The organism is Legionella yabuuchiae (genome assembly GCF_900640115.1).
In the GTDB taxonomy this organism is placed as follows: domain Bacteria; phylum Pseudomonadota; class Gammaproteobacteria; order Legionellales; family Legionellaceae; genus Legionella_A; species Legionella_A yabuuchiae.
This window is the reverse complement of record NZ_CAAAIW010000001.1, coordinates 160,165-169,189: the sequence shown is the minus strand read 5'-3', so window position 1 is coordinate 169,189 and position 9,025 is coordinate 160,165. Positions and strand designations below refer to the sequence as shown.

Below are 9,025 nucleotides of genomic sequence, written 5' to 3'. Positions count from 1 at the left end.
ACAACATATTATCCTATTAACTCCTGTGAAAAAAGAAAAAGGACAAAACTTTCTTGATGCAGCAGACCAATGGTTATCAACAGCAATTTCGCAAGCACGCCAACCTATCGAATCACTGTTTAATTGGGTTAACGAGAAAACCGGTATCCAAATCGCAAGTAAAGTTAGATCTTATCAAGGTTTGATAGTGCATGTTTTTGGAAAATTAGCTGCAGCTTTATTTCTCATGCGGCAACGATTAAATTTTTTAGCTTAAATTTTAAGCTTTGGATTGGCATTCAAATATTTGATAAATGAAATTTTATAGACTGTAATTAAAATAAGTATTTCAAGGATGAAAGGGTACATTCGCGGCAATTTAAATATTTTACTCAGTGAGATGATCATGTATACAAAATCGCAACTTGAGTTTATTCATAAATGCGCCAAAGATAATAAAATTTCATCTTTAGAAAACGATTATCCCATTCAACCGTTCATCCATGACATAAAGACTATTTTAGATGCTGGTGCACATATAGGAACCACGGCAATATATTTCCAACAGTACTATCCTAAAGCCCATATATATGCTTATGAACCTGATCCTGATATTTTTAAAATTCTTAAGGAAACCACTAAAAAATATAATAATATTCACTGTTATCAAGTAGGTTTGAGTAATAAAAATAGCGAAAGTACCTTATTTCAATCTCCAGACCTATTATGGAATTTATGGGGTACGATTAAAAAAGAACACTACAATAATGAACTGGATAAAAATGACCTTGGTGAGGCTATTGAAAAAAAAGTAATCATTGTCAATTCATCATTAACCCTAGCTGTAAACGATATAGAATATTATGATTTGATAAAGCTAGATACTCAGGGATGCGAGTATGAAATACTGCTTTCGCTAAAGGACACTTTAGTAAATACTAGTTTAATTTATTTAGAGTATCATTGCCAAGAAGATGACGAGCGTATTGCTTTAATATTGCGTGACACTCATCGACTATACCAAAAAAATGAAAAAAGAAAGGGCAGGGGTGTTCAACTATTTGTAAATAACAAAATTAAAAGGCCGTTTATGCTTTAGCATGCTTCGCTTGGATACTGTAAGCGATCTGTATACCACCTCCTTTTTTAATTAAGTTTTTAGGTAGATCAATTAAGCGCTGATCGAACTCGATTATAAACCGCTATAAAGCTGTCTGCCAATTTCTAATTGGCAGAGTCCATTTCAAGATAAACAACTTTTTAGCAGAGTCAGCGGAAAGGCAAAATCCCCGAATTACGGCTTCGCCTGCATCTGACCTCTATTTACACTTGTTCATAACTGATCTCTGTACATGACAGGTTTTTTGTCATGTACAGAGATAACTGCCTATTGCCTCTATTGTTTACCCGCCTAGACTTCTATATAATTTAACGTTACTTTCTGGATATTGGTTGCTCATTTTGTTAAAATGTTGTCGCCAGTTTTTTCTTTTTTTGCTTAGAGGAGTGTTTTGATGCCAATCTATGAGTATGAATGTTCTAATTGTCATCATTTGTTTGATTTAATGCAAAAAATTAGTGATGTTCCCGAAAAACAGTGTCCGAAGTGCTTGATGAATACGGCTGAGCGATTAGTTTCTGCTGCGGGGTTTCAGTTGAAAGGCACAGGATGGTATGTGACCGATTTTAAGAATAAGGGGCAACCTAAATCGTCAGATGCTAGTAAATCTTCTGAATCTGGAGTAAGTGAGAAGCAGGCATCAAGTTCAGCGAACTCCTCTACGAAAACACAAGGTGAAAAGGATTGAAAAGTAAATCGATTCGCAGCTATCTCTTAGCCGGTTTGGTGGTTTGGTTGCCAATATTAGCAACCATCGTTATTTTGCGATTTATAATTGACATTCTAGACCAAACGATGGCGCTGCTTCCGGATGCGTACCAACCTGAAGCCTTGTTTGGCATTCATTTGCCGGGGCTTGGTGTATTGTTATCGCTATTATTATTGTTATTAACAGGGCTTCTTGCCACCAACTTTTTTGGCCAACGTCTGATGAGCTGGAGTGAAACCATTCTTGACAAAATCCCTTTGGTTCGCTCAATCTACAACGCCTCCAAGCAGGTTATTCAAGCCATTTTTGCAACCAACAGTGAAGCGTTTCGCAAAGTAATTTTGGTAGAGTATCCACGTAAGGGGCTATGGAGTCTTGCATTCCAGACTGGGGTTACCTCTCCCGAAATTAAACGTCATACTGGCGACGAAATGGTGTCGATATTTATTCCAACCACCCCAAATCCAACCTCTGGATTTTTAATGATGGTTCCTCGGTCTGATGTAATCGAACTGTCAATGACGATTGATGAAGCATTAAAATTTATTATTTCACTAGGGGTAATGCAGCCTGTGTCACCAGCTGCATTTAATTTAAAAGAACAACAAATATCGAAATAGGCGGTCTTATGAAAACTCACTATTGCTCTGAAGTTAATGAAGCGATGATTGATAAAGAGGTAACAATCTGCGGGTGGGTTCATAATCGTCGTGATCATGGTGGCGTTATTTTCTTAGACGTCAGAGACAGTTCTGGCCTGGTGCAAGTTGTCTATGAACCAGAACAAAAAGAAGTGTTTGCTATCGCTGAAACACTACGGCATGAATATGTAATTCAAGTAAAAGGGGTAGTACGACCACGCCCTGGCGGCATGATCAATGAAAAAATGGCTACAGGCCATATCGAAATAGTAGGGCAGGTGCTTGAAATTTTGAATCTATCACAAACCCCCCCAATCCTACCTGATGAGCATCAAGCGGTTAGTGAAGATTTACGCTATCGTTATCGTTATTTAGATCTTCGTCGTCCTGAGATGCAGGAAAAATTTGCGCTTCGTCATAACTTAGTTCGTTGCATTCGTGAGTACTTAAATGAGAAGGGGTTTCTGGACATAGAAACACCCATGTTAACGAAAGCTACTCCTGAAGGAGCTCGAGATTATTTAGTTCCATCGCGTGTACATCCTGGTGAGTTTTATGCGCTTCCTCAATCTCCACAGTTGTTTAAACAATTATTGATGATGTCTGGTTTTGATAAGTATTATCAGGTGGTTCGCTGCTTTCGGGATGAAGATTTGCGAGCTGACCGTCAGCCTGAATTTACTCAGCTTGATCTTGAAATGGCGTTTATTGATTCAGAAACCATTATCAGCACCATTGAAGGCATGCTTAAAAGAGTTTTTAAGGAACTGTTACAGGTTGATCTTCCAGAAAAATTACAACGAATGACCTATGCCGAAGCAATGCGACGTTATGGTAGTGATAAGCCTGACTTACGAATACCGCTGGAACTGATCGACATTGCTGATCTTGTCATGGACAGTGAATTTAAAGTCTTTTCTTTTTCTGCAAATGATCCCGAAGGTCGAGTGGTTGCGCTGAAGTTGCCAGATGGCTGCAAGTTAACTCGCAAAGAACTTGATAATTATGGTCAATTCGTTGGTATTTATGGTGCAAAAGGGTTGGCGTATATTAAAGTTAATGATCGTGATGCAGGGCTAGAAGGGTTGCAATCGCCTATTTTGAAATTCTTAAATCCTGAACTTATTGAAGCGATCTTAAATCGCGTCGAGGCCAATTCAGGGGATGTTATATTTTTTGGGGCTGATAAAGAAAAGATTGTTAATGAAGCCATGGGCGCACTTCGGATCAAATTAGGCCATGATTGTGGCTTAGTCCAAGAAGGCTGGCGTTTATTGTGGGTTGTTGATTGGCCTATGTTTGAATTGGATATGGAAACGCATCAATTACAGCCGATGCATCATCCGTTTACATCGCCTATTAATGCTACCCCAGAAGCATTAGAAGCCAATCCTATAGGCACGTTAGCCAATGCTTATGATATCGTCATCAATGGGTACGAAATTGGTGGTGGATCGATTCGTATTCATCGTCAAGAAATGCAACAGACGGTCTTTAACATGCTAGGAATCACGGACCAGGAAGCTCGTGAGAAATTTGGCTTTTTATTAGACGCATTACAATATGGATGTCCTCCTCATGGTGGTATTGCCTTGGGTGTCGATCGTTTAGCAATGCTGTTAACGGGTTCCAACTCTATTCGTGATGTAATTGCTTTCCCGAAAACCCAATCTGCCTCATGCTTATTAACGAATGCTCCCGCACCTGCAGGAGCTGCTCAACTGAAAGAATTGGGAATACGCTTTGCACAAACGGCATCACTCAAATAACTGGTTTTTATTTGGAGTAACGTCTTGGCGTTGCTCCATGCCGCAGTACTTTTTTTCCCTACTACTGTTCCTTACCTTTTTTCTTATCTCTTCTGCTAATGCAGCTATCGATGCGGGTAGAAGTGAACTTATTGAATACTTGACGCAAGAAAAGTCTTCTTTAACGCTCAAGATCAATGCGTTTAAGCCCTTTGTCGAGCCGAGCAAGCTCATTGATTTTACTGAGCGTAAACAACAAAACGATGCGTTATTGGCCGTGACTCAAATTAAAGTTGCTAATCTTGAGAACTTTTTAACCGATCAAAAAAAAGACAGAGAGCAGTTGTCGCAAAAGTTAAAAAAATTACAGCAGTCTCCTCTGAGTTCATTAAGCGATGTTGAAGCTCAAGAAAAGGCAGCGAAGCTCAGCAGTTTGTTAGAAATAAACAATAAGACCATCGATCTAATCCATGAAAACCTAATTTTAGCCAAAAAAATGACTAAATTGTTGCTAACTGAGCAACATGATTTGCGATTATGGAAAGCAGAAACAGACTTAAGCAATCAAATCACACAAGTTAATAACCGAATTCAAAGGCTTGATCGAACTAAATCACAACTCTATAAAGACAATTTAACAATTCAAGCGTTACGAAATAAAGGCAGTGATGGGGCCGTTAATATTGATCTTGAAGCTAAGCTCTTGCTTAACAATCAATATATTATCCTGATTCAAACACGCAGTGCAGAACTTGAATCCTATAAAAAACAACTAAAATCAGAATTCTTGCTGTTAAAAAATCAGGATGTTAAGTCTCTCGAGTCGGCTATTAATACCACCCGGAACTCGATTACTCAGTTAAACGCTATAAAACAATCCTTAACTGAAATGCAGGTGTTCGTGGATCATGAGCCCTTACATTTAAATGACAAGTCTTTGAATACCAAATTTAAGGGATTACAAGTCGCAATAAAAAAACGTCTTGAAGAAGTGTCTGCTCGAGAACTAAAGCTCGAACATCAGATTATTGAACAACAACAGCAGTTAAAAAAACAATTAGCGATTCGTCAAAACTTAGCGGAATACCACTTAACCAGCTGGCCGGATATTGCTCGTGAATTTTTACAAATTCCAGTTAAATTTTATCATTATATCAAGGCACTGGTGGTTAAGCTTTTAGATAATTATTCTTGGCAATCCCCTTGGTCAAAGGGACTATTTTGGGGAGTTTGGTCTTTAATAATAATCGTAGCTTTTGCTCTCAGAGTGCTCTTAAATAAATTAATCCAGGATAAGGAACGACAGCGTCTAACTGGACATCTTTATGATTGGTTGTTGGTATTGATAAAGCGAAATATTCCGCAGTTAACCTTCGTTGCTCTTATGATCGCATTATTCTACTTAAACAACATAACCGTAGGAAATTATCGACTACTACTCAATTTAACGTTTGTTTGGTTGACCTTTCGTAACTTGATTCTTATTGCGCGCTTGATGTTATTAGAGCGAATTAGCGACTCTTCTGGGAAAGATGTAAAACTCTATCATCGTCTTAGATGGCTATTTGTAGCCGGGGGGTGGGCTACTGCATTGATGGTCTTTAGTCATCAGTATCCATTATCCATACTGATGCAAGATATTTTTAATCGCTTATTTATGCTGTTTCTACTTTCTATGGCTGTGGTTATTTGGAAAAGTAAGGAGGTAATTCCTTACCTATTGCGTCCAATTCTTAAGGCTAAAAAACGTTATATTAGAAACGCAATCGTCTTGCTAGTGAATTTAATTCCTATCACGTTACTTACGACGGCCGTCATTGGATTGATTGGATACATTAATCTAGCTTGGACCATGAGTCGCTATCAGGCTTATTTCTTACTGGTGATTACGGGCTATGTCGTTGCTCGCGGTTTAGTGGCTGATGCGCTGGAGTTATTGTCGGAATGGATGATTTCCTCGCTTAGAAATGGTTGGTTATGGATTGAAGTCATACTGAAGCCGTTTGATAAAATTCTTCGAGTGCTGCTGTGGCTTTTGAGTTTATTGGTTTTATTTCAACTCTATGGTTGGTATTCTGACTCATGGGTGATGACGCACTTGAAGGTGATTGGAAACTACCCTTTTGTAAATCTCTCAGGTATCCATATTACGCTATTTAGTTTCTTGGAATTTCTGGTCTTACTGTTTATTTTTCTATGGGCTTCAAAGTGGACTCGAGAATTTTGCTACCGATGGTTGTATCGCAAAGCTCGTGATGCTGGCGTCCGTAATAGCTTATCAGCTTTTACGCAATACGGCGTTATCTTAATCGGTTCGTTTATTACGTTGCGAGCCCTTGGTCTTGATTTCTCAGGCATGTCTATGATCCTTGGGGGACTTGCTGTTGGCATGGGATTTGGACTTCGTGATTTTGCGAGTAATATTATTGGTGGCATTATGCTACTAATTGAACGACCTGTGCGAGAGGGTGACTTAATTACACTTGGAGAGTATGAAGGGCGAGTTGCTCATATTGGCATTCGTTCTATGCGAGTATCGTCTTGGGATAATATGGAAGTACTGATTCCAAATGCCGAAACGTTTAATAAACCGTTTACGAATTGGACTCATCAAGATAATGTTGTCAGGAGTGTTATTCCAGTAAAAGTTAGCCGCAGTGACGATCCGGTGATGGTGCAACAATTGATTCTAGATGTTTTGATGATAATACCTGAAATTTTAGATAATCCTGCACCTCAGGTTTTTTTGAAACAGATTGATGATGCATTAATTGAGTTTGAAGCCCGCTATTATATTAATGTTCAGGAGCATACTCGATTTGAAGTGCGATCTAAGGTGTTGTTTGCGATCATGGCACAGTTTAAAGCCGCTGGAATTAAACCTCCAATTCCACCTTTAAGTATTGAGTTGAAGGAGAATGTTAGTGATTCAAGCCCCAGCGAAGAGCGAAGCTGAGCTTTTAGATCGATGTCAAAACATTGAGGGCATGACGCTCGCCCAGCTCGCTTATGAGTTAAATCTAAGGATTCCTTGCTCACCCTCTACACGTAAGGGGTGGACGGGACAGGCCGTGGAGTTGGCGCTAGGGGCCAATGCAGGAACCCTTGCGACCCCAGACTTTACTGAGTTAGGCATCGAACTTAAAACGTTGCCATTAAATCATCAAGGGAACCCAGCGGAATCAACATTTATTACTTCCATTTCTCTTCTAACCATTCATCAGGAATCTTGGATAACATCTCAATGTTATGCGAAATTAAAACGGATCTTATGGCTTCCCATAGAGTCGGATAAGAGCATTCTTTTTCATCAGCGAAGAATTGGCAAAGCGATGTTATGGTCTCCTAATCCGGATCAAGAACAGATTTTATCCTCGGATTGGAATGAATTGTCATGGATGATAGTCTCCGGTCAGCTGGAAGAAATTCATGCGGGGATGGGTGAGTACTTACAGATACGGCCGAAAGCAGCTAATAACAAATCTTTGTGTTACGGTTATGATAAGGAAGGAAATAAAATCCAGACACTGCCCAGAGGATTTTATTTACGAAGTAAGTTCACTGCTTCGATTTTGTAAAGAGTTAGCCCTTCCATTCTTGGTTAAAATAAAGACCAAACTACCCATGACTGCAGACAAAAATGAACCAGCCACCACGCCAATTTTAACAAAATTCATCAGATGAGCGCCGTTGGTAAAGGCAAGAGAACCGATGAACAAGCTCATGGTAAAACCAACGCCGCAAATTAAAGATAAGCCATATACTTGGGTCGTAGTGATTTGATAACTTTTATAAGACTGGATATAGCTGCCTTGCTTTATGAAATAGTTTAGGGGTATAAATATTCCAATTTGTTTTCCTATAAAGAGTCCGGCAATGATTCCCCAGATAATAGGATGAGTTAGGATTTCGCGATCCAGCCCAATAAAGGTAACCCCTGCATTGGCCAATGCAAATAGGGGTAATATTAAAAAGACAACCCAGGGATGTAGTCCATCTTCAAGCCGACTTAATAGGGAATCTCCAGGCTTATCAGGAATGGTCATAGCAATAACAATGCCAGCAAGAGTCGCATGAACGCCTGATTTCAATACGGCTGCCCACAATATAACCCCAACGACGATGTAAACTGAGAGACGTTTGCAATTAAAGCGGTTTAAACCAACTAAAATTAAAGTGCACAGTAGAGCAATGCTTAATGAAACTAAGGATAATTTATGAGTAAAAAATACAGCGATGATGGCAATGGCTCCAATATCATCAAAAATAGCAATGGCGGTGAGCATCACTTTTAATTGGTAGGGCACTCTGGTTCCTAAGAGAGAGACGATGCCTAACGTGAAGGCAATATCAGTTGCGGTTGGAATGGCCCAGCCCCTTAAGTAGAGAGGGTTTTGCCAATTAATAGCCGCATAAATGATGGCCGGAACGACTAATCCGCAAAATGCCGTGACTGCAGGCACAACAACACTGGTTCTGCTGCTTAAGATCCCGCGATGAATTTCACGCTTAATTTCTAAGCCTACGAGCATGAAATAGATAGCCATGAGTCCATCATTAATCCAGATGTGTAGGGGCTTTTTAATCTCAAAATCGCCAATACTGAGATTTACTGGTAGATGAATTAGATCATGATAAGCAAAACGAAACGGTGTATTGGCAATCACAATCGCACATAGCGCGGTTGCAAATAATAATAGTCCTCCAATCGTCTCTAAATTATAAAAAGAATCAGTTTTATTCATTGCTATCCTGATTAGCTATCCATTGAAATATTAAGGTTTGTCTTCGACTTAGAAGAGTTAGCCTATATTATCCAGGTTAAGTG

At 39.3% G+C, this 9,025-nt stretch carries 8 protein-coding genes; 7 read left to right on the top strand and 1 reads right to left on the bottom strand.

The genetic code is table 11. The annotated features are described in order from the left end of the window. From E1O47_RS00740 to mutH, 7 genes are all read left to right on the top strand, one after another. The coding region (locus tag E1O47_RS00740) for a hypothetical protein (protein ID WP_207384268.1) at positions 1 to 256 on the top strand (256 nt) is incomplete at its 5' end. Positions 257 to 385: 129 nt separating this feature from the next. Then, entirely contained in the window at positions 386 to 1,078 is a 693-nt protein-coding gene (locus tag E1O47_RS00735) for an FkbM family methyltransferase (RefSeq protein WP_165475005.1), read from the top strand. A gap of 415 nt (positions 1,079 to 1,493) precedes the next feature. Next, the gene (locus E1O47_RS00730; protein WP_133129355.1) at positions 1,494 to 1,787 is read left to right on the top strand and encodes an FmdB family zinc ribbon protein; all 294 of its coding nucleotides are present in this window, start codon (positions 1,494 to 1,496) and stop codon (positions 1,785 to 1,787) included. Then, positions 1,784 to 2,428, top strand: coding sequence for a DUF502 domain-containing protein (locus E1O47_RS00725; RefSeq protein WP_133129354.1), 645 nt, complete (start codon positions 1,784 to 1,786; stop codon positions 2,426 to 2,428). The genes E1O47_RS00730 and E1O47_RS00725 overlap by 4 nt, the downstream gene beginning before the upstream one ends. An 8-nt stretch (positions 2,429 to 2,436) precedes the next feature. Then, positions 2,437 to 4,218: an aspartate--tRNA ligase gene (gene aspS / locus E1O47_RS00720; protein WP_133129353.1), complete on the top strand. Its 1,782-nt coding sequence runs from the start codon at positions 2,437 to 2,439 to the stop codon at positions 4,216 to 4,218. Between the two features lie 37 nt (positions 4,219 to 4,255). Then, on the top strand, positions 4,256 to 7,153 hold the full coding sequence (locus E1O47_RS00715) for a mechanosensitive ion channel domain-containing protein (RefSeq protein ID WP_133129352.1): 2,898 nt from the start codon (positions 4,256 to 4,258) through the stop codon (positions 7,151 to 7,153). Next, on the top strand, positions 7,122 to 7,775 hold the full coding sequence (gene mutH, locus E1O47_RS00710; RefSeq protein ID WP_423202740.1) for a DNA mismatch repair endonuclease MutH: 654 nt from the start codon (positions 7,122 to 7,124) through the stop codon (positions 7,773 to 7,775). The genes E1O47_RS00715 and mutH overlap by 32 nt, the downstream gene beginning before the upstream one ends. On the opposite strand, the gene nhaA is transcribed toward mutH, so the two are convergent. Continuing rightward, positions 7,743 to 8,942 carry a Na+/H+ antiporter NhaA gene (gene nhaA / locus E1O47_RS00705; RefSeq protein WP_133129350.1) on the bottom strand — a complete coding sequence of 400 codons (1,200 nt, stop codon included), beginning with the start codon at positions 8,940 to 8,942 and terminating at the stop codon, positions 7,743 to 7,745. The two genes, mutH and nhaA, sit on opposite strands and share 33 nt — an antisense overlap. Between the last annotated feature and the right edge of the window lie 83 nt (positions 8,943 to 9,025).